Source organism: Faecalicatena orotica (genome assembly GCF_003149245.1).
Lineage (GTDB): Bacteria > Bacillota > Clostridia > Lachnospirales > Lachnospiraceae > Faecalicatena_A > Faecalicatena_A orotica.
This window is the reverse complement of record NZ_QGDL01000003.1, coordinates 235,014-257,058: the sequence shown is the minus strand read 5'-3', so window position 1 is coordinate 257,058 and position 22,045 is coordinate 235,014. Positions and strand designations below refer to the sequence as shown.

Annotated in this window: 18 protein-coding genes; 13 read left to right on the top strand and 5 right to left on the bottom strand. The window is 46.9% G+C overall.

All coding sequences use genetic code 11. The annotated features are described in order from the left end of the window. The first annotated feature begins 7 nt into the window (after positions 1-7). The gene (locus A8806_RS26105; protein WP_181368613.1) at positions 8-175 is read left to right on the top strand and encodes a DUF6903 family protein; all 168 of its coding nucleotides are present in this window, start codon (positions 8-10) and stop codon (positions 173-175) included. 17 nt (positions 176-192) lie between these two features. Then, complete coding sequence (locus tag A8806_RS06935) at positions 193-1,311, top strand: phosphotransferase enzyme family protein (protein ID WP_109730457.1); 1,119 nt, start codon at positions 193-195, stop codon at positions 1,309-1,311. A 59-nt stretch (positions 1,312-1,370) separates the two neighbouring features. On the opposite strand, the gene A8806_RS06930 is transcribed toward A8806_RS06935, so the two are convergent. Then, positions 1,371-2,207 (bottom strand): helix-turn-helix transcriptional regulator, encoded by an 837-nt coding sequence (locus A8806_RS06930; protein WP_109730456.1) that lies wholly within the window; start codon positions 2,205-2,207, stop codon positions 1,371-1,373. Positions 2,208-2,603: 396 nt separating this feature from the next. Between A8806_RS06930 and pap the strand changes: the two genes are divergently transcribed. The 7 genes from pap (at position 2,604) to A8806_RS06890 (ending at position 11,612) form a co-directional block, all read left to right on the top strand. Then, complete coding sequence (gene pap / locus A8806_RS06920; RefSeq protein WP_109730454.1) at positions 2,604-4,145, top strand: polyphosphate:AMP phosphotransferase; 1,542 nt, start codon at positions 2,604-2,606, stop codon at positions 4,143-4,145. 63 nt (positions 4,146-4,208) lie between these two features. Continuing rightward, positions 4,209-5,210, top strand: coding sequence for a deoxyguanosinetriphosphate triphosphohydrolase (locus A8806_RS06915; protein ID WP_109730453.1), 1,002 nt, complete (start codon positions 4,209-4,211; stop codon positions 5,208-5,210). A 170-nt stretch (positions 5,211-5,380) separates the two neighbouring features. Continuing rightward, the gene (dnaG, locus tag A8806_RS06910; protein WP_109730452.1) at positions 5,381-7,156 is read left to right on the top strand and encodes a DNA primase; all 1,776 of its coding nucleotides are present in this window, start codon (positions 5,381-5,383) and stop codon (positions 7,154-7,156) included. A gap of 59 nt (positions 7,157-7,215) precedes the next feature. Continuing rightward, on the top strand, positions 7,216-8,325 hold the full coding sequence (rpoD, locus tag A8806_RS06905) for an RNA polymerase sigma factor RpoD (protein WP_109730451.1): 1,110 nt from the start codon (positions 7,216-7,218) through the stop codon (positions 8,323-8,325). Positions 8,326-8,329: 4 nt separating this feature from the next. Beyond that, positions 8,330-9,055: a tRNA (adenine(22)-N(1))-methyltransferase gene (locus A8806_RS06900; RefSeq protein ID WP_109730450.1), complete on the top strand. Its 726-nt coding sequence runs from the start codon at positions 8,330-8,332 to the stop codon at positions 9,053-9,055. Continuing rightward, on the top strand, positions 9,045-9,827 hold the full coding sequence (locus A8806_RS06895; protein WP_109730449.1) for a Nif3-like dinuclear metal center hexameric protein: 783 nt from the start codon (positions 9,045-9,047) through the stop codon (positions 9,825-9,827). Before A8806_RS06900 ends, A8806_RS06895 begins: the two co-directional genes overlap by 11 nt. A gap of 114 nt (positions 9,828-9,941) precedes the next feature. Beyond that, a complete protein-coding gene (locus A8806_RS06890) occupies positions 9,942-11,612 on the top strand; it encodes a nucleoside kinase (protein WP_109730448.1) in 1,671 nt (556 codons plus the stop codon). Positions 11,613-11,684: 72 nt separating this feature from the next. Here A8806_RS06890 and A8806_RS06885 read toward each other — a convergent pair whose 3' ends face one another. The 4 genes from A8806_RS06885 to aroC are packed head-to-tail and all read right to left on the bottom strand — an operon-like array spanning position 11,685 to position 16,548. Then, positions 11,685-13,568: an extracellular solute-binding protein gene (locus A8806_RS06885; protein WP_109730447.1), complete on the bottom strand. Its 1,884-nt coding sequence runs from the start codon at positions 13,566-13,568 to the stop codon at positions 11,685-11,687. Further along, the gene (locus A8806_RS06880; protein ID WP_109730446.1) at positions 13,565-14,380 is read right to left on the bottom strand and encodes an ABC transporter permease; all 816 of its coding nucleotides are present in this window, start codon (positions 14,378-14,380) and stop codon (positions 13,565-13,567) included. The genes A8806_RS06885 and A8806_RS06880 overlap by 4 nt, the downstream gene beginning before the upstream one ends. Beyond that, the gene (locus tag A8806_RS06875; RefSeq protein ID WP_109730445.1) at positions 14,370-15,443 is read right to left on the bottom strand and encodes an ABC transporter ATP-binding protein; all 1,074 of its coding nucleotides are present in this window, start codon (positions 15,441-15,443) and stop codon (positions 14,370-14,372) included. The genes A8806_RS06880 and A8806_RS06875 overlap by 11 nt, the downstream gene beginning before the upstream one ends. Before the next feature lies 1 nt (position 15,444). Beyond that, the gene (gene aroC, locus A8806_RS06870) at positions 15,445-16,548 is read right to left on the bottom strand and encodes a chorismate synthase (protein WP_109730444.1); all 1,104 of its coding nucleotides are present in this window, start codon (positions 16,546-16,548) and stop codon (positions 15,445-15,447) included. 163 nt (positions 16,549-16,711) lie between these two features. On the opposite strand from aroC, the gene A8806_RS06865 reads away from it, so the two are divergent. The 4 genes from A8806_RS06865 (at position 16,712) to leuB (ending at position 21,985) form a co-directional block, all read left to right on the top strand. After that, on the top strand, positions 16,712-18,484 hold the full coding sequence (locus A8806_RS06865; RefSeq protein WP_242995973.1) for a L,D-transpeptidase family protein: 1,773 nt from the start codon (positions 16,712-16,714) through the stop codon (positions 18,482-18,484). 27 nt (positions 18,485-18,511) lie between these two features. After that, positions 18,512-19,648 carry a tRNA guanosine(34) transglycosylase Tgt gene (tgt, locus tag A8806_RS06860; protein ID WP_109730443.1) on the top strand — a complete coding sequence of 379 codons (1,137 nt, stop codon included), beginning with the start codon at positions 18,512-18,514 and terminating at the stop codon, positions 19,646-19,648. Between the two features lie 105 nt (positions 19,649-19,753). After that, on the top strand, positions 19,754-20,059 hold the full coding sequence (gene yajC / locus A8806_RS06855) for a preprotein translocase subunit YajC (RefSeq protein WP_025657375.1): 306 nt from the start codon (positions 19,754-19,756) through the stop codon (positions 20,057-20,059). Between the two features lie 837 nt (positions 20,060-20,896). Next, complete coding sequence (gene leuB, locus A8806_RS06850) at positions 20,897-21,985, top strand: 3-isopropylmalate dehydrogenase (protein ID WP_109730442.1); 1,089 nt, start codon at positions 20,897-20,899, stop codon at positions 21,983-21,985. Positions 21,986-22,045 lie beyond the last annotated feature (60 nt).

Sequence of the window (22,045 nt, the reverse complement as noted above, 5' to 3'; positions counted from 1 at the left end):
GTTGTTTATGAATAAATGGGTTGAAATGATACTGTGCATCCTGGTATTTTGTATCTGCATCGCTTTGGTTATCATAGGGCAGAAGACAGTCGGGATCAAACACCTCCTGCTCCAGCTTGTCGGACTTGCAGGAATCCTGGCACTGCTGTACGGCTATAACAAGAAATATCAGTAACGGGTTAAGGAGACACTATGACAAATATTACAGAAACAGAACTGGAAGAGGTGCTGGATGCATACCGGCATATAGGAACGCTGAAATCAAAGATACCTTACGGAAACGGACATATCAACAATACATTCCTTCTGACATATGAAATTCCGGACGGGCAGGAGAAAAGGATCATCCTGCAGGAAATGAACCGTGAAGTATTTAAACAGCCGAAGGAACTGATGGAAAATATCATCGGGGTTACATCCTATCTTCGCGGGAAAATTATCGAAAACGGCGGGGATCCGGAACGAGAGACGCTGAATGTTGTCCCTGCGGATGACGGGGAAAATTATTATGTGGATTCCAGAGGGGAATATTGGAGGGCCTACCTGTTTATAGAGGATGCGACCTGCTACGAACAGGTAGAGACAAAAGAAGATTTCTATCAGAGTGCCCTTGCATTTGGTAACTTCCAGCATCTTCTTGCGGGGTATCCGGCAGAAACACTTCATGAGACGATTCCGCAGTTCCATGATACAAGAAAGCGTTTCAACGATTTTTTAAGGGCTGTGGATGAAGATAAGCTGGGAAGGGTGGTTCATGTCCGGGATGAAATTGATTTCGTGATGAAAAGAGAAGGAGATGCAGATGTTTTCGGCGATATGCTTAAGAGAAAGGAACTGCCTCTTCGCGTGACCCACAATGATACGAAATTAAATAACATTATGATCGATAATGCGACAAGAAAGGGAATCTGTGTGATTGATCTGGATACGGTAATGCCGGGACTTGCCATGAACGATTTCGGTGATTCTATACGGTTCGGGGCCAATACGGCTGCCGAGGATGAAACAGATCTGTCAAAAGTCTCCTCTAATCTGGAACTGTTTGAGGTCTACGTGGAAGGATTCCTGAAAGGGTGTCAGGGAAGCCTGACCCAGACAGAAATACGCCTGCTTCCAATGGGGGCAAAGGTCATGACATATGAATGCGGAATAAGATTCCTGACGGATTACCTCGAGGGTGACCATTACTTCAGAATACACCGTGAAAACCATAATCTCGACAGGGCGAGAACACAGTTTAAGCTCATAGAGGATATGGAGGCAAAATGGGGTGAGATGGAAGCCATCGTGAGAAAAGCCGCAAACAAGTAAAAAAATGCTCCTGTGCAGTTTTATCCAGCTGCACAGGAGCATTTCGTTTGCCTGAATTATCAGATCATATGTGTTTCCCGATACGACAACGGCGTCATGCCGGTATATCTTTTAAAAGATTGGGAAAAGTAATTGGCAGAGGAGAACCCGACAATACGGGAAATCTGGGTAATGCTGAAGTCCGTTGTCTTAAGCAGGACCTCACTGTGCAGGATCCGGCATTCCAACAGGTAATTGATTGGCGCAATCCCGTAGGCTCTGGAGAACATGCGGGACAGATAATACTTATTAAAACCGGAATACGCGGCAAGCGTATCCAGTGTGATATCATCTGCAAAATGCTCCTTTATGTATTCCCTGACTGACGTACATTCATCAGGGCAGCTGTCTGCAGAGCAGAGGCCGAGGCGGTTACCAAGAATCCGGTGGACCTTAAGGAAAAAGACGGACATGTAGTAATGGCAGATCCGGTAAGAATCCTGATGCCTGCCCTGAACCTCATCCAGCATCAGATCCAGGTCCGGGAGAATCTCATCCTTGTGTTCTTTCAGGTCATAAGTATGGAAACAGTACTCCTCATGATCACGGAAATAGAAATACAGATCCTCAATTCCGAGTATCATATAGGTCAGGGGAGTATCTCCTAAGGAGCGTTCCGTGTGTGGTGTATTAGGATTAATCAGTACAAGCGTGTTTGTCTGTATCGGTACTTCAGCGTCACCTGTACAGAAATATCCTTCCCCGGATGTCACAAAAAATACTTCTGCAAAACTATGGGAATGGAGTGTGTATTCCCAGTCCTCGCCAAACGTTGCGGACGTGATATAGACCAGCCGTTCACAAGGGGGATCACACGGAGATAAAAAATTTGCGTCAGTGTGCTTAACTTTTGTCATAACCACACCTCCTTTAGCGTTATATATATGTTACTGTTCACGCCCTGCGGACGTGCACAGTAACATATATTTCTTAACTGTAATACGGTTATTTCTGTTTTCCTTGACAAAGTATAGCATTTTCCGGCAAAGATGACAAGCCGGATGTTTTTCATGGTATATTCGTGATATAATAATATAATAATGTTGGGGTCAAAAGGCATTTTGCCCCCTGATGCCTACGGATTTCTCCGCACTTCGTGCTCCCGAAATCCTAAAAACATTCGAAATCCGCCCTGATCGGGCTACTTTCTCATGTTTTACGGGTCCCAAAGTCATCCAATTGCATGCGAGCATGCATTGTATGACCTTTTGACCCTGGCATCATATAATCAAACAAAGCCGGGAGGAAAAATTATGTTAGAAAAAGTTGATCTTACCAAATCCATGACAAAAGAAGAATACAAGGCAAAGATGCCCCTGCTGGAAGCAAGGCTGGGCGAGCTGCAGAGACAGTGCAAGACTTTGGATATCCCCGTGATGATTGTGTTTGAAGGCTTTGGGGCATCCGGGAAGGGGCTGCAGATAGGAGAACTGATCCAGAGTCTGGACCCGCGTGGTTTCAAAGTATTTGCGATTAAGGAAGAGAGTGAGGAAGAACGGATGCATCCGTTTTTATGGCGCTTCTGGACGAAAACACCGGAAAAAGGAAGAATCGCCATTTTCGATGGAAGCTGGTACCGCAAGGTATTGATTGAACGTTTTGACAAAAGCACGAAGAAGAAGGACATCCCGGATATTTACCAGTCGATCTGCTCATTTGAAAAGCAGCTGACGGACGACGGCTATGTCATGATTAAACTTCTGCTTGATATTGATAAAAAGGAACAGAAAAAGCGTTTCCAGAAGTTAAGGGCATCGAAAGAAACTGCCTGGCGGGTAAGCCAGGGAGATCTGGAACGCAATGTGAAGTATCAGGAATATGTACAGATGATGGAAGAAATGCTGCATATTACAGATACCGATTATGCCCCCTGGACGATCATTGAGGCGATGGACAGAAGATTTGCCACGGTTAAGATCTACACAGTTGTAATTAAGGCTTTGGAAGAGCAGATTGAGAATGTGAAGAAGGCGAAAGCAAAAGAAAAGGCTGCCGAGGCGATCGCGGAGATGGACGAGGAAGGGAAGACCACTGCTGAAACTGCCGTACCAGGGATTGACCAGAAGGAGCTTACCGAATCCGTTCTTGCAAAAGCGGATTTGAGCCTGAGCCTTACAAAGAAGGAATACAAGGAAAAACTGAAAAAACTGGAGAAGAAGATGAGCCTTCTGCATGGGGAACTCTACCGCAGGAGGATTCCGGTCGTGCTTGGATTCGAGGGATGGGATGCAGGAGGTAAAGGCGGCGCCATCAAGCGCCTGACCGCGAAGATGGACCCGAGGGGATTTGTCGTGAACCCGACCGCATCCCCGAACGATATTGAAAAGGCACATCATTATCTATGGCGTTTCTGGAGGGCGATGCCAAAAGCCGGGCATATTTCAATCTTTGACAGAACATGGTATGGACGCGTCATGGTAGAGCGCATCGAAGGATTCTGTACGAAGCAGGAGTGGCAGAGGGCCTATAAGGAAATGAATGACATGGAGAAAGACCTTGTGGATGCAGGGGCAATCGTCCTGAAATTCTGGATGCAGATTGATAAAGACGAGCAGGAGCGCAGGTTCAGGGCACGTCAGGAGAATCCGGAAAAGCAGTGGAAGATTACGGATGAGGACTGGCGCAACAGGGAAAAGTGGGACCTGTATGAGGAAGCAGTCAACGAAATGCTGATCAGGACATCAACAGAGTATGCACCGTGGATTGTGGTCGAGGGCAATGACAAGTATTATGCACGCATCAAGGTGCTTGAAACCGTGGTAAAGGCGATTGAAAAACGACTGAAAGAGGATTAGGTATTAAGGAAAAAGGAAATAAACCCGAAACGCAGAATATATTATATATAGAGGAAGTGGCCTATGACAATCAGAGAGCAGCTAGAAGAACGTGAAATGGAGTATTTAAGTCCCTATGCGGCATTCAGCAGGAATTCGAAAGGGAGGGTGCGCCCGGAGACAGAGTGTGATATCCGCCCTGTATTCCAGCGGGACCGGGACAGGATCCTGCACTGCAAGTCGTTTCGGCGTCTGAAGCAGAAGACACAGGTGTTTCTGCTGCCCAAAGGTGATCATTACAGGACGAGGCTGACGCATACGCTCGAGGTGTCACAGAATGCCAGAACGATTGCAAAGGCACTCAGACTGAATGAAGACCTTGTAGAAGCGATCGCACTCGGCCACGACCTCGGCCACACACCGTTCGGCCATGCGGGTGAACGGGCACTGAACCATGTCTATCATTTTTCCCACAATGAACAGAGTGTCAGGGTAGTGGAATGTGTAGAAAAGCAGGGAAGGGGACTGAACCTTACGTGGGAAGTGCGTGACGGGATTCTGAACCATCCGACATCGGGGCATCCGCATACACTGGAAGGTCAGGTACTCAGACTGTCGGATAAAATCGCCTATATCAACCATGATATTGACGATGCGATCCGGGGAGGTATTCTCGTAGAGGAAGATATACCATCCAGATACCGGAAAGTACTGGGGGCTACCAGCAAGGAACGCCTCAATGCAATGGTGCATGACGTGATCATCAACAGCATGGATAAACCGGCCATTATCATGTCGGAAGAAGTAGAAGAGGCTATGATCGGCCTGCGCAGATTCATGTTCGAGAACGTCTATATGAATCCAAAGGCGAAGGGCGAGGAAGACAAGGCGGTCCGTCTGATTGAACAGCTGTATGATTATTATATCCGCCACCTTGAACAAATGCCAGAGCAGTATCTGGAGGCGATCGGGAGGCCGGGCAATTGTAAGGAACAGGTAGTCTGCGATTACATAGCAGGGATGACCGATAATTATGCGGTAAAAAAATACGAAGAATTTTTTGTGCCGGAAGCCTGGAAAAATTAAAAAAAATAAAGGAAATCATAAAGTTTTGTCGAATATATATAAAGTAGGGGATAAATGGAAACATCCATGTCACTAAGGTTCGAGAGAACCGAACCTAAGTCGACAGGATGTACTTTACAACTAAGGCCCGAAAGGACCGGACCTAAGTTGTATAAGCAGGAGGGGAATGCATGTATTATCCGGAGGAATTGGTTGAAGAAGTGAGGATGAAGAATGACATCGTGGATGTGATATCCGGGTATGTAAGGCTGCAGAAAAAAGGCAGCTCTTATTTTGGACTCTGCCCGTTCCACAATGAAAAGTCGCCCTCCTTTTCTGTCAGCAGGGGGAAACAGATGTATTACTGCTTCGGCTGCGGAGCCGGAGGCAATGTTTTTACATTTTTGATGGAATATGAGAACTTCTCTTTTGTGGAGGCTCTGAAGGTCCTTGCCGACAGGGCGGGAGTCGAACTCCCCGAGATGGAGTACTCGAAAGAAGCGAAGGAAAAAGCCGACCTGCGTGCGACACTTCTGGAAATCAATAAGATTGCCGCCCAGTATTTCTATGTGCAGCTGAAATCAGAACAGGGGAAGATTGGATATACATATTTGAAAAACAGAGAGCTGTCAGATGAAACAATCAAAGCTTTCGGGCTTGGTTATTCCAACAAATATAGCAATGACCTGTTCAAATACCTTCAGGGGAAGGGCTACAGTGAGGATCTGATCCGGCAGGCAGGCCTGATCAACACGGATGAAAGGAACGGCGTATATGATAAGTTCTGGAACCGTGTTATGTTTCCGATCATGGATGTGAATAACCGGGTGATCGGATTCGGCGGCCGGGTGATGGGTGATGGAAAACCAAAGTACCTGAATTCACCGGAGACAGTTATCTTCGATAAGAGCCGCAATCTTTACGGACTGAACCGTGCAAGAACCTCGCGCAAACCGTATTTCCTCATGTGCGAAGGGTATATGGATGTAATTTCCCTTCATCAGGCAGGATTTACGAATGCAGTCGCATCGCTGGGAACCGCTCTGACGACGGGACATGCTTCACTGATTAAGAGGTATGTGCAGGAAGTCTATCTGACATATGACAGCGATGAAGCGGGAACGAAGGCCGCACTCCGCGCAGTACCGATCCTGAAACAGGCGGGCATTTCTGCCAAAGTCATCAGGATGGACCCTTATAAGGACCCCGACGAATTCATTAAGAATTTGGGAGCCGAAGAATTTGAGAAGAGAATCGGCGGGGCAAGGAATGGATTCCTGTTCAGTCTGGAGATTCTTTCCAAAGATTATGATATGGAATCCCCGGAAGGGAAGACAGCCTTTTTTAAAGAAACGGTGAAGCGCCTGATCGGATTTGAAGATGAACTCGAGCGCAACAATTATGTGGAGGCTGTAGCAAAGGCATACAAGGTAAGCCCGGAAAGCCTTCAAAAACTTGTGACGAAGACCGCTGTTACAGAAGGCATGGCCAAACCAGCCGTGCGTCCAAAGTCAGCTCCGTCCGGACAGAAGCCGAAGGAAAGTGGAATCCTTGTATCCCAGAAGCTACTTCTGACATGGATGATCGAGGATGCCGGGATTTTCAGCCTGATAAAAAAATACATAAGCCCGGAAGACTTCACGGAACCATTGTATCGGACTGTAGCAGAACTGCTTTATCAGCAGTTTGATACAGGGGAACTGAATCCGGCAAAGATACTGAATCACTTTACCGAGGAGGAAGATCATCGGGAAGCGGCTTCCTTGTTCCATACAAAGATCAGAGAGCTTTCCACGAAGGAAGAACAGGAACAGGCGTTAAAGGAGACAATCCTCCGTGTCAAGGCGAACAGCATAGATTACCGCACGATGCATCTGGAACCGACAGATATGGCGGGCCTGCAGAGGCTGATGGAAGAGAAGAGAAAACTCGATGATATAAAGAAACTGCATATTTCTATTGAATAAGGATAAAATAAAACAAGATAGCCCTATACCGTGTGTATAGGGGAAGGAAGGATGGACACATGGAAGAAAACACACAGAAATTTGACGAGAGGCTAAAAGAACTTGTTGCGTTAGGTAAGAAAAAGAAAAGCATTCTCGAGCTTCAGGAGATCAATGACTTTTTCAATGATATGGAATTAGACGCAGAGCAGATGGAAAAGGTATTTGAACATCTTGAGTCAAATAATATTGATGTGCTGCGTATCAGCGGAGATGATGACGATGTAGATGATGAGCTCATCATTGTTGAAGAAGATGAAGTTGATATGGAGAGCATTGATTTATCTGTGCCGGACGGGGTCAGCATTGAAGATCCTGTGCGCATGTATCTGAAGGAGATCGGTAAAGTACCGCTGCTGAGTGCGGAGAGGGAAATCGAACTGGCACAGCGAATGGAAGACGGTGATGAGGATGCCAAAAAGGAACTGGCAGAGGCGAACCTTCGTCTTGTAGTCAGCATCGCAAAACGCTATGTTGGTAGAGGAATGTTATTTCTGGACCTGATTCAGGAGGGTAACTTGGGTCTGATCAAAGCTGTTGAAAAGTTTGATTATCATAAAGGATATAAGTTCAGTACTTATGCAACATGGTGGATTCGTCAGGCAATCACAAGGGCAATTGCAGACCAGGCAAGGACGATCCGTATCCCGGTGCATATGGTAGAGACAATTAACAAACTAATCCGTGTGTCCAGACAGTTACTCCAGGAGTTAGGACGTGAACCCACGCCGGAAGAGATTGCAAAGGAACTGGACATGCCTGTGGACCGTGTACGTGAGATCCTGAAGATTTCTCAGGAGCCGGTATCTTTAGAAACCCCGATCGGTGAGGAGGAAGACAGCCATCTGGGAGACTTTATCCAGGATGACAATGTACCTGTCCCGGCAGAGGCAGCCGCACAGACACTGCTCAAAGAGCAGCTGGATGAAGTTCTGGATACTCTGACAGACAGAGAGCAGAAGGTCCTGCGCCTCCGTTTTGGAATGAATGACGGAAGGGCAAGAACACTGGAGGAAGTCGGCAAAGAGTTTGATGTCACCCGTGAACGTATCCGCCAGATTGAGGCGAAAGCACTCAGAAAGCTGCGCCATCCAAGCCGCAGCCGTAAGCTGAGAGACTATTTGGATTAAGCATATGGAATTATCAAAGAGATTACAGGCAGTTGCCGGTCTGGTGACTGCCGGATATGAAATGGCGGATATAGGCACGGACCATGCTTATATCCCCATTTATCTTATAGAGAATGGTATGGTTCCTTCGGCTGTTGCAATGGACATTAACGAGGGGCCGCTGGAGCGGGCAAAGGAGCATGTGACGGAATGTGGTCTTTCCGGCAGAATCGAGCTGAGGCTCTCAGACGGACTGGCCGGACTCGCACCCGGAGAAGCAAAGACGGCTGTCATTGCCGGGATGGGGGGAGGACTGGTCATGAAGATCCTAAAGGCGCATCCTGACATAACAGGGAGCCTGAAAGAGTGCATCCTGCAGCCTCAGTCGGAAATCGCAAAAGTCAGAGCCTTTCTTTTAGAGGAAGGTTTTTTGTTTATCAAAGAAGATATGGTGTTTGAGGACGGTAAATACTATCCGATGATGAAGGTACAGCCATCTGCGGGCAGCACCCTCCGCCAAAAGAGGGAAACGCCTCCCGTCTGGACGGAGACCGAGATCCGCTACGGGAAGCTTCTGCTTCAGGACAGGCATCCTGTGCTGAAACAGTTTCTGGAAAGGGAGATTACATTAAAAAGCAGGATTATCAGGGATCTGGAAAATCTGGACAGTCCACATTCAAAAGAGCGCAGAAGAGAACTGGAAAAGGATCTGGAGTATGCGCGGAAAGGGATGGAATTTTATGCAATGTAAAGAAATCATACAGGTAATTGAGGCCGCGTACCCAAAGAGTGCGGCATTGGATTTTGACAACGTAGGCCTGCAGGCAGGAAGGAGCACAAAGGAAGTAAACAGAGTGTATCTGGCACTGGATGCCACGGACCGGGTAATAGAGGCGGCGAAAGAAGCCGGGGCAGATATGCTGGTTACACACCACCCGCTGATCTTTTCACCCTTAAAAAGCATAACGGATGAAGACTTTATCAGCAGGAGAATCCTGAAGCTGATCCAGTATGATATTCCCTATTATGCAATGCACACGAATTATGATGTCCTTGGCATGGCAGAGCTTGCGAAAGACATCTTAAAGCTGGAAGATACAGAAGTACTGGATATCACTTCCGGAACAGAGGATAAACCGGAGGGGATCGGGAGGCTTGGAAAGCTTCAGAAGCCGATGACACTAAAGGAGTGCTGCCTGTACGTAAAGCATCATCTTAACCTTGGGTCTGTCAAGGTCTTTGGAGATATGGAGAAAGAGGTCTCACGGCTGGCCGTTTCCCCCGGCTCAGGGAAGAGTGCTGTCAGACCGGCTGTTGAAAAGGGGGCCGATGTACTTGTAACAGGGGATATTGGACACCACGATGGATTGGATGCAGTGGAGCAGGGACTTGCAGTAATCGATGCCGGACATTACGGGACGGAATATATTTTCCTCGATGATATGAAGCATTTCCTTGAGAGAAAGCTGCCGTGTCTGGACGTAATAGCGGCACCTGTTATTCATCCGTTTCAGGTTATCTGAAACTGCATATACTATATAGATGTTAAGTAAATGTACGGTACCTCGCTGTACATTTACTGCAAATTCCGTGCGGGAAACTTATAAGGGCAGAAGATTCTGCGGAAAGGAATGATTATGGGCAAAAAGCTGTGTACAGTACGGGTAGGGAATGAGACAAAAGAATATGAGGCAGGGGTTACTTACCAGCAGATCGCTGAGGATTTTCAGGAGAGATATGCACATCAGATCGTGCTTGTCTTTGTGAACCAGTTCCGGCTTCAGGAACTGGATAAGACACTAAAGAAAGACTGTGAGATTCAATTTCTGACAACAGGGGATCCAATCGGGCACGAGACATATAAGAGGAGTCTCTGCTTTATGCTTGTGAAAGCTGTACATGATGTTGGCGGCCACGACAAGGTGAAGAGTGTCAGGATTCACTTTTCTGTCAGCAAAGGATATTACTGTACCCTGGAAGGCGATGTTAATCTGACGCAGGAGTTTTTAGAAAAGGTTGACAAGAGGATGAAAGAGCTCGTAAAAGGGCGTATCCCAATAGAAAAGCGGACCATCCATACAACCGAGGCTATTGATCTTTTCAGGAAACATGGCATGTATGATAAAGAGCGGCTGTTCGAGTACAGACGTGTTTCCAAGGTAAATATTTACAGCATGAACGAATTTGAAGACTATTATTACGGGTATATGGTGCCTGATGCCGGTTATCTGAAGTATTATTCGTTACATCTTTATGACGATGGCTTTATCATCCAGATGCCGACAAGGGAGGAACCGGAGAAAGTTGAACCGTTTGTGCCAAGGCCAAAACTTTTTGAAGTGCTGAAAAAATCAATCCAATGGGGAGACCTCCAGAGTATCGATACGGTTGGTGCCCTGAATGATATGGTGACCAAGCATGATATGAGAGAAGTGGTTCTCGTACAGGAGGCCTATCAGGAACGCCAGATCGGGGAGATCGCAAAGCAGATTGCCGATAAGCCGGATGTGAAGTTCGTGCTGATTGCAGGCCCCTCGTCATCCGGTAAGACGACATTTTCACACCGCCTGTCCATTCAGCTGATGGTGAACGGGATGAGGCCCCACCCCATAGCCGTGGACAATTATTTCGTGGACCGTGAAATGACCCCGAAAGACGAGAACGGTAATTATAATTTCGAATGTATCGAAGCAATAGATGTGAAGCAGTTTAACGAAGACATGCAGGCCCTGCTTAAGGGTGAGGAGGTCTATCTTCCCATCTTTGACTTCAAGGCAGGAAAGCGCACATATGATATAAAGCCGAAAAAGCTGGATGAACAGGATATTCTGGTCATTGAAGGAATTCACTGCCTGAATCCAAAGCTGACAGAGAAACTGAACAATGATAACAAATTCAGGATCTATATAAGCGCACTGACCCAGCTTAATATTGACGAACACAACCGGATCCCATCAACAGACGGACGGCTGATTCGCCGCATCGTAAGAGATGCCAGGACGCGCGGCACATCCGCGCGCAATACCATTGCCATGTGGCCGTCTGTCAGGAGAGGAGAGGAGGAAAATATCTTCCCGTATCAGGAAGAGGCGGATGTTATGTTTAATTCGTCCCTTCTGTATGAGCTGGCCGTACTAAAGCAGTATGTGGAACCGCTGCTGTTCGGGATGGGAAAAGACTGTCCCGAATATGTGGAGGCCAAGAGGCTTCTGAAATTCTTCGATTATTTCGTCGGAATCGGCAGCGAACCAGTGCCGACCAACTCCCTTCTGAGGGAATTCATAGGCGGTGGCTGCTTTAATGTGTAACGGTCAATAAGAGGAGGCTGTAAATCAGGTTTTCACTTGATTTACAGCCTCCTCCTGTTTTATCCGAAGAAACTATTTAGACTTTACTTCACGCCAGAGCTGATTATAGACGGCGTCATTATCATCCCCAAGGAACTTGAAAGTCTCGCAGTTTGCCAGATCCTCCGGATCGGGGAAGGCAACCTTGCTTTCCCTCATCCAGTCTTCCTCGATCAGTTTGCGTCCCTCTGAATTCGGGATAGAATAGGTGATGTAATCAAAGTTCATCTTAGCAATCTCGGGACGGCAGAGGTAATCAATAAATTTCTCTGCATTTTCCTTATGCTTGGCATTCTTTGGAATAACCCAGGAGTCAATCCAGAGGTTTGACCCTTCCTTTGGAATTACATATTCCAGATTCGGGTTTTCCTGCTTCGTATAAAGCGCTTCTCCGGAATAGATTACACCGATGGCGGCCTCGTTTCCGATCATTTTGTCACGCACCTGGTCGACAACATAGGCCTGCACGAGCGGCTTCTGTTTAATCAGCAGATTTTTCGCCTCATTAAGCTCATCCAAATCTGTGGAGTTCAGTGAGTAGCCCAGGTATTTCAAGGTCACTCCGAATGCGTCGCGGACGCTGTCCTGCATCAGGATGCTGTCTTTATATTTTGGATCCCAGAGTACACTCCAGCTGTCGATCGGCTCATCAACCATCGTCTTATTATACAGGATCCCAACGGTGCCAAACAGATATGGGACAGAGTACTTATTTTCCGGATCAAACTGGCGCGATTGTTCCATATAAGTACTGTCGATGTACTTCAGGTTCGGTATATTATTAAAATCGATCTCTGCGAGCAGGTCATTTTCTATCATACGCTGCACCATATAATCTGACGGGCAGACAACATCATAAGCGATCGCTCCCGACTGGATCTTCGGGTACATAATCTCGTTTGTCTCAAACTCTTCATAGACAACATCGATTCCGGTTTCTTCCTCGAACATAGTCAGAACTTCCGGATCAATATATTCACCCCAGTTATATACGATCACCTGGTTATTGCCTGCGTCACTGTTCTGTGAACCGTAGAAGAAGCCGCCAGCTATGATTACAATGACGATTGCTGTCGGAACCACCTTCCGGAAAATAAACCGGGAGATGCGGTGTTTCTTTTTGATTTCCTGTTTCTGACCGGAGGAAGATGCTTTTTTTTCTGGTGTGACATTTACCAGAATCAAAAGAATCAGGACAGTCACAAACATGATCGTGGAGAGGGCATACATCTCCGGTTTGATTCCTTTTCTTACCTCACTGTAAATTTTCGTTGACAGCGTGTCCACCCCGGGCCCCTTTGTGAAATGGGTGATAACAAAATCGTCCAGTGACATCGTGAATGCAAGCAGAAATCCGGAAAATACACCTGGCATGATGTCCGGAAATACAACCTTGAAAAAGGCATATACCGGTGAGGCCCCCAGATCCATTGCAGCCTCATAAGTATGCTTGCTTGTCTGCTTGAGCTTTGGCATGACACTCAGTATGACATAAGGGATATTAAAGGTAATATGTGCCAGTAAAATCGTCATGAATCCCAGTGAAAACCTGAATGCAATAAACAGCAGCATCAGAGAGATACCTGTTACGATATCCGCATTCAGCATGGGAATATTAGTTACACCCATCATAAATGTACGGAATTTAGGCTTCATCGCCTGAATCCCGATGGCCGCCGCCGTCCCGATGATCGTTGCAACCAGCGCGGATACAAGGGCAATGATCAATGTCGTGTACAGGGCATTCATAATATCCTGATTCTGGAACAGAGCAACATACCACTTTCCTGTAAAACCGCCCCATTTGGAACGGGACTTTGAGCTGTTAAAGGACAGTACCATCAAAGTGACGATGGGAGCGTAAAGCAGGATGAAAATCAAGATTAAGTAAAAGCGTTTCAGTCCGTTTTTAATCAAAATGCAGTTCCCTCCCCGTCTTTATCATATTTAGCAATGAGCGCCATACTTGCGATGATAAATATCATCAATACAAGGGAGAGGCCGGAACCTACATTCCAGTTGCTCCCCTGCTTGAATTCCTGTTCGATGACATTACCGATCAGGAGTATCTTGCTTCCACCGAGCAGGTCGGAGATGACGAACGTCGTCAGGGAAGGTACGAATACCATTGTGATTCCGCTGATGATCCCCGGTATGCTTAATGGGAAGATGATCTTGGAAAAAGTCTGGAAATTATTAGCCCCCAGGTCACGTGCAGCAGAAATAACATCCTTGTCTATCTTTGCGAGGACGTTGTATATGGGAAGTACCATAAACGGCAGGAAGTTATATACCATGCCGAGCACGATTGCATAAGGCGTGTTGATCAGCGTCTGGTCCGGCAGGTGGAAAAATTCCAGAATCATATTGATGATTCCGTTCTTTTCCAGCAGATTCTGCCAGGCAAGTGTCCTTAAAAGGAAATTCATCCACATAGGCAGGATGAAGATCAGCACAATAAAGCTTGTCTGATTTACATTCTTCTCGGAAAGGATCATAGCCAGAGGGTAAGCCAGCACAAGGCAGATCAGGGTGCTGATAAAGGACAGAAGAAGAGCGAGTCCAAGTGCTTTTAAGTTCTCAGGTGTTGTGATCCTGGCAAGGTTCATCAGTGTAAATGAGCCCTCTTTATTTGTCAGTCCGTAATAAACGATCATCAGAAGAGGGATGATGATAAATGATGCAGCCCAGAAAAGATAAGGGCCGGTCAGTAATTTTCTATTCTTCAATTCCAACAGCCTCCGCGTCTTCAGATTCTGGTTTTTTCATAATCTGAATATCAAATGGGTCTACTTTGATACCAACTTCTGTCCCGACAGGGAACATGTCCGTGCTGTGAACAAGAAGTTCATAATTGTTGGCAAGGACCTCCATCTCATAGTGGACACCTTTAAAGATCAGGTGGGTGACTACACCCTCGATGATGCCTTCTTCCGGCTTCACGAGATCGATATCTTCCGGGCGGATCACCGCATCAACCGGTTTGTTGCGTCCAAAGCCCACGTCCACACACTGCCAGACGGCTCCCAGCATCTTCACAACTTTATCCTCCACCATGGTGGCAGGGAGAATGTTGCTGTCCCCAATAAAATCTGCAACAAAGGCATTCTGAGGTTCATTGTAAATATCTTCGGGAGTTCCGATCTGCTGGATATACCCCTGATTCATGACAACAATCGTATCGGACATGGTAAGAGCCTCTTCCTGATCGTGGGTAACATAGACGAAAGTAATCCCCAGCTCGTTCTTCAGGCGGATCAGTTCGTACTGCATATCCTGACGCAGCTTTAAATCCAGAGCACCGAGCGGTTCATCAAGCAGGAGTACTTTTGGCTCATTCACGATGGCCCTCGCAATGGCGATACGCTGCTGCTGGCCGCCGCTTAAGGAGTCCGGTGTCCTGTCTTCATAGCCTTCCAGATTGACGAGCTTTAAGGCATACCGGATCTTATCCTGAATATATCCCTTTGACTTTCCTTTGATCTTCAGGCCGAAAGCGATGTTTTCTGCAATGGACATATGGGAGAACAGGGCGTATTTTTGGAACACAGTGTTTAGCTGCCTTTTGTTCGGCGGCAGATTATTGATGTTCTTGCCGTCGAAAATAATATCTCCGGAATCCGGTGTCTCAAAACCGCCGAGAATCCGCAGAAGAGTGGTCTTTCCGCAGCCGCTTGGCCCCAGAAGTGTAAGAAATTCGTTCTCACGAATATACAGATTCAGCTGGTCCAGAACCACATTCTCATCGAATGATTTTGTAATATTTACAATATCAATTAATTTGTTAGACATTCTAATCCTCCGTATAATAGGCTTTTACTTTATCCAGGCGGCTGCTCATGTTTTCCAGAAGCAGGTCCGCGATTGTAAGGGCTGTCATAGCTTCCACTACCACGACCGCGCGCGGTACGATGATCGGGTCATGCCGTCCGTGGATGGAAAGCTCTGTTTCTTCTTTTTCCTCTGTTACTGTATGCTGAATCTGTGAAATGGACGGTGTCGGCTTAAAGGACGCCCGTACCAGGAGTGTGGAACCGTCGCTCATGCCGCCCAGAGTACCGCCGGAATGGTTCGTTTCCTTTATTATCCTGTCATCCCTGACAGCAAACGCATCGTTATTCCTGCTTCCGGATGAAGCCGCGGCAGAAATACCGTCACCGATCTCCACCGCTTTCACCGCACCGATGGACATAAGCGCTTTTGCAAGAGACGCATCCAGTTTGTCGAATACCGGTTCGCCAAGTCCCACCGGAAGTCCGTCCACCATACATTCAACCGTGCCTCCGCATGAATCCTGATTCTTCATCAGGAGGTCCAGATGTCCGGCGGCTTCTTTGGCAGCCTGATTGTTCGGCATATAAAGAGTATTCTCTGTAATCTCATCGAAATGATACGCATCAGATGGAACTGTAACAGGACCGACTGATTTCGTATAGGCAGTCAGGCTGATCCCCATCTCTTTTAATAATAAGGAAGCAACAGCGCCTGCGGCAACCCGTCCGATTGTCTCCCTGCCGGAAGACCGGCCGCCGCCCCGGTAATCACGGAATCCGTACTTTTGGGTAAAAGTATAGTCCGCATGCCCAGGACGATAGGTATACGCGATATTCCCGTAATCACGGGATCGCTGGTCCTGGTTGCGGACTATAATAGAGATGGGAGTGCCTGTTGTCTTTCCTTCAAAAACCCCGGAAAGTATCTCTGCCTGGTCCGTTTCCTGTCTTTTTGTTGTATATCTACTCTGTCCCGGCTTTCGTCGGTTTAAATATTCCTGTATATCAGCTTCACATAAGGAGAGCCCTGCAGGACATCCATCCACAACCGCACCTATAGCGGCACCGTGTGATTCACCCCAGGTTGTTACGCGAAACAATTTGCCAAATGTTGATCCACTCATGGTAGTACTCCTTTCTTTTTGCACATAGACTTATTATATAAGAAGTTATATAAACGTGCAATCCTTAATTTATCTTTAAGTTCATACTTTTTTACTGTACATTTACCAGGATTCGTAATATAATGTGGACTAGATATTGATAAAAAAGAGGGAGTAATACTAGATGAGCGAACGCGACATGAAAAAATCAGATGGTTACAACTCAGAAGATAAAGATTTTGACGAAGATTACTACTTTGATGAAATAGACGAGTCAGATGATGATTATTATCTGGATGATGAACCCGGCGAAGATGATGAAGATTACTTCTTTGACGAGGAAGAGGATGCCGCGGATGAACTTAAAGAACAGGACGGTTCATCAGATGATATGGCAAAGACCCAGGTTATACCGGATGTTGTCCCCGTAAAAGCAAAGAAGAAACCAGTTCCGGTGGAAGTAGACATTTTCGACGAAGAGGAAGATCTGGATGATATTTTTCCAGATGAGGAGGAACCAAAGAAAAAGAATAAGAAGCCCGGGAGAAAGAAAGGCGGAAATAAAAAAAGTATGAAGAAGCTCTGGATCATCCTTGGATGCATAGCCGCTGTATTGATTGCAGCGTATGTTGGTACTTCTGTTTTCTTTATGAGTCACTTCTATATTAATACGGAAATCAATGGTCATGATTTTTCGGGTAAAAAAGTATCTGATGTAGAAGAGTATCTGAAAAAGCAGGTGAAGGATTACAGTCTGACGGTTCATGAGAAAGACAATAAGTCGGATACAATAGATGGAACGGATATTTCCCTTACATACAAGGAGAATAACGATATCCAGAAGGCATTGAAAAAGCAGAATGGTTTTGCATGGCCGGCGGCACTGTTTTCTAAAAATTCGGCGAAGGTTACGATTGAAGTGTCTTATGATGAGGAAGCGCTCAATCAGGCGGTCGGCAGTCTGCAGGCAGTAACAGCGGAGCAGACAGCCCCGAAGTCAGCCTACCCGAAGTTCAACGGTGAGAAGTACGTCATCGAGCCTGAGGTCATCGGCACTGCAGTAAATATGGACGTGCTGAAGGAAAAGGTGCATACCTATATTTCTGAATTTAAGACAGATCTGGATATGGAAAAAGAAGAGTGCTACGCTGAGCCGAAGTTTACATCTGATTCAGAAGAAGTCAAGAAAGCATGCGATGCCATGAACAAGTATGTACAGGCAAGCATTACCTATACGATGACAGAGACGGAAGTGGTAGATAAGGCCCTGATCTCAACCTGGCTGACTGTGGACGATAACATGCAGGTGACATTTAATGAGGATGAAGTCAGAAACTGGCTGACAGGCTTCGGTGATAAATATGATACTGTAGGGACTGCCAGAACGATCACGACTCCGACAGGAAAGACTGCCGAGGTGTCCGGCGGGACATACGGCTGGTCAATTGATGAAGACACAGAATTCGAGGCACTGGTTAACAGCATTAAGAACGGGGAGACCGTATCTAAAGAGCCTGCCTACTACCAGACCGCAGCTGCCCATGCCGCACAGGACTGGGGCAATACCTATGCCGAGGTCGATCTGTCCACACAGCATATGTGGTATATTGTAGACGGGAACATTGCACTGGAAACGGATGTCGTCACCGGGCTTCCTACCCCGGAAAAGGAGACTCCTTCAGGTGTTTACAATATTCTGGAGATGCAGCTGGATAAGACACTGGTCGGAGAGATTCAGCCGGATACAGGAAAACCAGAATATGAAACCCCTGTCAGCTACTGGATGCGCGTTACATGGACCGGAATCGGCTTCCATGATGCAAACTGGCAGCCGGGATTCGGCGGTTCCCTGTATACGTCAATCGGTTCCCACGGATGCATTAACATGCCGCCCGATCAGGCAGCAAGCCTGTACAGTATGCTTTCAGTAGGAACACCGGTTATTATTCATTACTAATCAGGAAAAAAATACAACGAGGTAACTATGTACGAATTAATCAAAAGAGACGGTCTTGCTAAGCGGGGCCGTTTTCATACGGTCCACGGGGTCATTGAGACGCCGGTATTTATGAATGTGGGAACAGCGGCAGCGATCAAAGGTGCGGTTTCCACAGATGATTTGAGAGGAATCAAGACACAGGTAGAATTATCGAACACCTATCACCTTCACGTGCGCCCGGGAGATGAGGTTGTGAAAAAAATGGGCGGCCTTCATAAGTTTATGAACTGGGACAAGCCAATTCTCACGGATTCCGGCGGATTTCAGGTGTTTTCACTTTCAGACCTCCGCAAGATCAGGGAGGAGGGTGTTCATTTCCATTCCCACGTTGATGGCCGCAAGATATTCATGGGCCCGGAGGAAAGTATGCAGATTCAGTCCAACCTTGCGTCCACCATTGCGATGGCATTCGATGAATGTCCGTCCAGTATCGCAGACAGAGAATATATGAGAGATTCCGTGGCCAGAACAACACGCTGGCTTGCACGCTGCAGGACCGAGATGGACCGTTTAAATTCCCTGCCCGATACGATCAACCAGAAACAGATGCTTTTCGGAATTAACCAGGGTGGCATTTACGAGGATATCCGCGTCGAACATGCAAAGCAGATTACGGAAATGGAACTGGATGGATATGCCATCGGCGGTCTTGCCGTAGGAGAGAGCCATGAGGAGATGTACCGCATTCTGGAGGCAGTCGTTCCTTACCTTCCGGTTGAGAAGCCTACTTATCTGATGGGCGTCGGGACCCCGGCTAACATCCTGGAGGGAGTAGAAAGAGGCGTGGATTTCTTTGACTGTGTGTATCCAACCAGAAACGGAAGGCATGGCCACGTCTATACCAACCACGGAAAACTGAACCTGTTTAATGCAAAGTTCGAACTGGATGACAGTCCGATTGAAGAAGGCTGCCAGTGTCCGGCCTGCAGAAGCTACAGCAGGGGATACATCCGACACCTCCTGAAGGCTAAAGAGATGCTTGGTATGCGCCTCTGCGTCCTGCACAACCTGTATTTTTATAATACCATGATGGAAGAAATCCGTGCAGCGATCGAAGCAGGAGAATACAAGTCATATAAGGAAAAGAAACTCGAAGGTATGAAAAACGGAAAAGACATATAAAAAATTCATAAAAATATGCGGAAATTCTAAAAGATACTTGAAGAATCATCCATTTTTGTGTATAGTAGACTTATTGTTTGAAGATAGTAATTAGGAGGAAATAAGATGAATGGTTTATTAGCTGCAGGCGGAGCAACAGGAATGGGTGGTATCATCCTGATTTATGTAGTAATCATCGGTGGTATGTGGTTCCTGCTCATGCGCCCTCAGAAAAAAGAGCAGAAGAGAGTGCAGGCAATGCTCTCAACAATGGAAGTAGGCGATACCGCATTAACAACAAGCGGTTTTTACGGTGTAATAATCGATATCACAGATGATGACGTAATCGTAGAATTCGGAAATAACAAAAACTGCCGTATACCAATGCAGAAAGCTGCAATCGCACAGATCGAGAAGCCGTCTGCGGAGTAAGTACGGAGAGAGAGTTTGTTATTTGATTGGTGAGTAGTCCGCCCGTCAGGTCCTGCGGGATGCTTCCGGGGGACAGGCCGTTTGCGAAGAGGCACTAACAGAAAAAGAGCGGGATTTCATGGAACCGACAGCCATTCACCGGGTAATCTTGATGATTACCCGGCTCAGGCCGTCTTGAAAATTGTTTTGGTAAACAATTTTCATCCATGAAATCCCGCTCTTTTTCTGCAAGTGCCTCTATTCGCGCACTTAAATGCCCTCCCGAAAGCATCCCGCAGGCCCTGACGGGCTGCGTTATTCAAACCAGAAAACTTCATCCCCCTGCTGACCGCGGGGGGATGTGGGGCAGGGGCGCTGTTGGACTTAATTTGAAAGCATTGTAAATTTTAGGAATGAAATATCTGGCCTCGTTTTTCCGCCGAAATCCTTTCGGGTGGGGTGTTTTATTGCGGTTGGATGAGCGCAGCTTTCGAGGGAGGGCGGGGGTGTTTACGGGGGCGTTGTTGGGGGATTAGCGGGCCTTGTGAAACAGGCACAGGAAATGCAGGATGAAATCAGGCTCACCAAGCCTGATTTCAAGCCGGCTACAGAGCAAACGCATCAGGCGTTTGGTCGCATGCGGGCGGTGCCTGCATTTCCTGCGCCTGTTTCATTAGACCCGTTTAACCCCCAATACCGTCCCCGTAAACACCCCGTCCTCCCTCGAAAGCGTACACCAGTCTACAAAATTCTCACCCCCCATTTCCACTTTTACGAATTAAAGGGTTGAAACGTGCCGAAAAATACGGTATTATTAAAAATAGTATTTTTAATTCTTGTAGAAGGGTGTTGTTTGATATGAGACTGAATATTGGAGTCATTAAAGGAGACGGTATCGGGCCGGAGATTGTGACGGAGGCTATGAAGGTACTGGATAAAACGGGAGAAGTATACGGACATGAATGTATTTATACGCAGCTTTTAATGGGCGGGGCTTCTATTGATGTACATGGGGTGCCTCTGACGGATGAAACGATTGAGGCGGCGAAAGCGAGTGATGCGGTACTGATGGGGTCTATCGGCGGAGATGCCAAGACTTCTCCCTGGTATCAGCTGGAGCCTTCCAAAAGGCCGGAAGCAGGACTTCTGAAGATCCGCAAGGAGCTGAACCTGTTCGCCAACCTGCGTCCTGCAGTGCTCTATGATGAACTGAAAGGGGCCTGTCCCCTGAAGGAAGAGATTACAGACGGCGGATTTGACATGATGATTATGCGCGAGCTGACCGGAGGTCTGTATTTTGGAGAAAGAAAGACTGTTGAAGTAGACGGCGTCATGACCGCCACGGATGAGCTTACATATAATGAGAACGAAATACGCAGAATTGCAAAACGCGGTTTCGATATTGCCATGAAACGGCGCAAAAAGGTGACGAGTGTTGATAAGGCAAATGTACTGGATTCCTCCAGACTCTGGAGAAAAGTTGTGGAGGAGGTTGCAGCGGACTATCCTGAAGTGACGCTGGAGAATATGCTCGTCGACAACTGTGCGATGCAGCTCGTAAAGGACCCGAGGCAGTTCGATGTAATTCTGACTGAGAATATGTTCGGAGACATTCTTTCGGATGAGGCCAGCATGGTGACAGGATCCATCGGAATGCTCGCATCGGCAAGCCTGAATGAGACGAAGTTTGGCCTATATGAGCCGAGCGGCGGGTCTGCACCGGATATTGCAGGAAAAGGGATTGCAAATCCAATTGCTACGATATTGTCTGCAGCGATGATGCTTCGCTTTTCTTTTGATCTGGATCAGGAGGCAGAAGCGATAGAGAATGCGGTTTCACAGGTATTAAAAGACGGATACCGCACAATAGACATTATGTCTGAAGGAAAGACGCAGATTTCGACTTCTGAGATGGGGGACAGAATCTGTTCTTATATTCACTTATAAAGGTGAATGCGTATAAGTCAGATATCAGGAAACATAGTATGAACTGTAACGAAACATAAC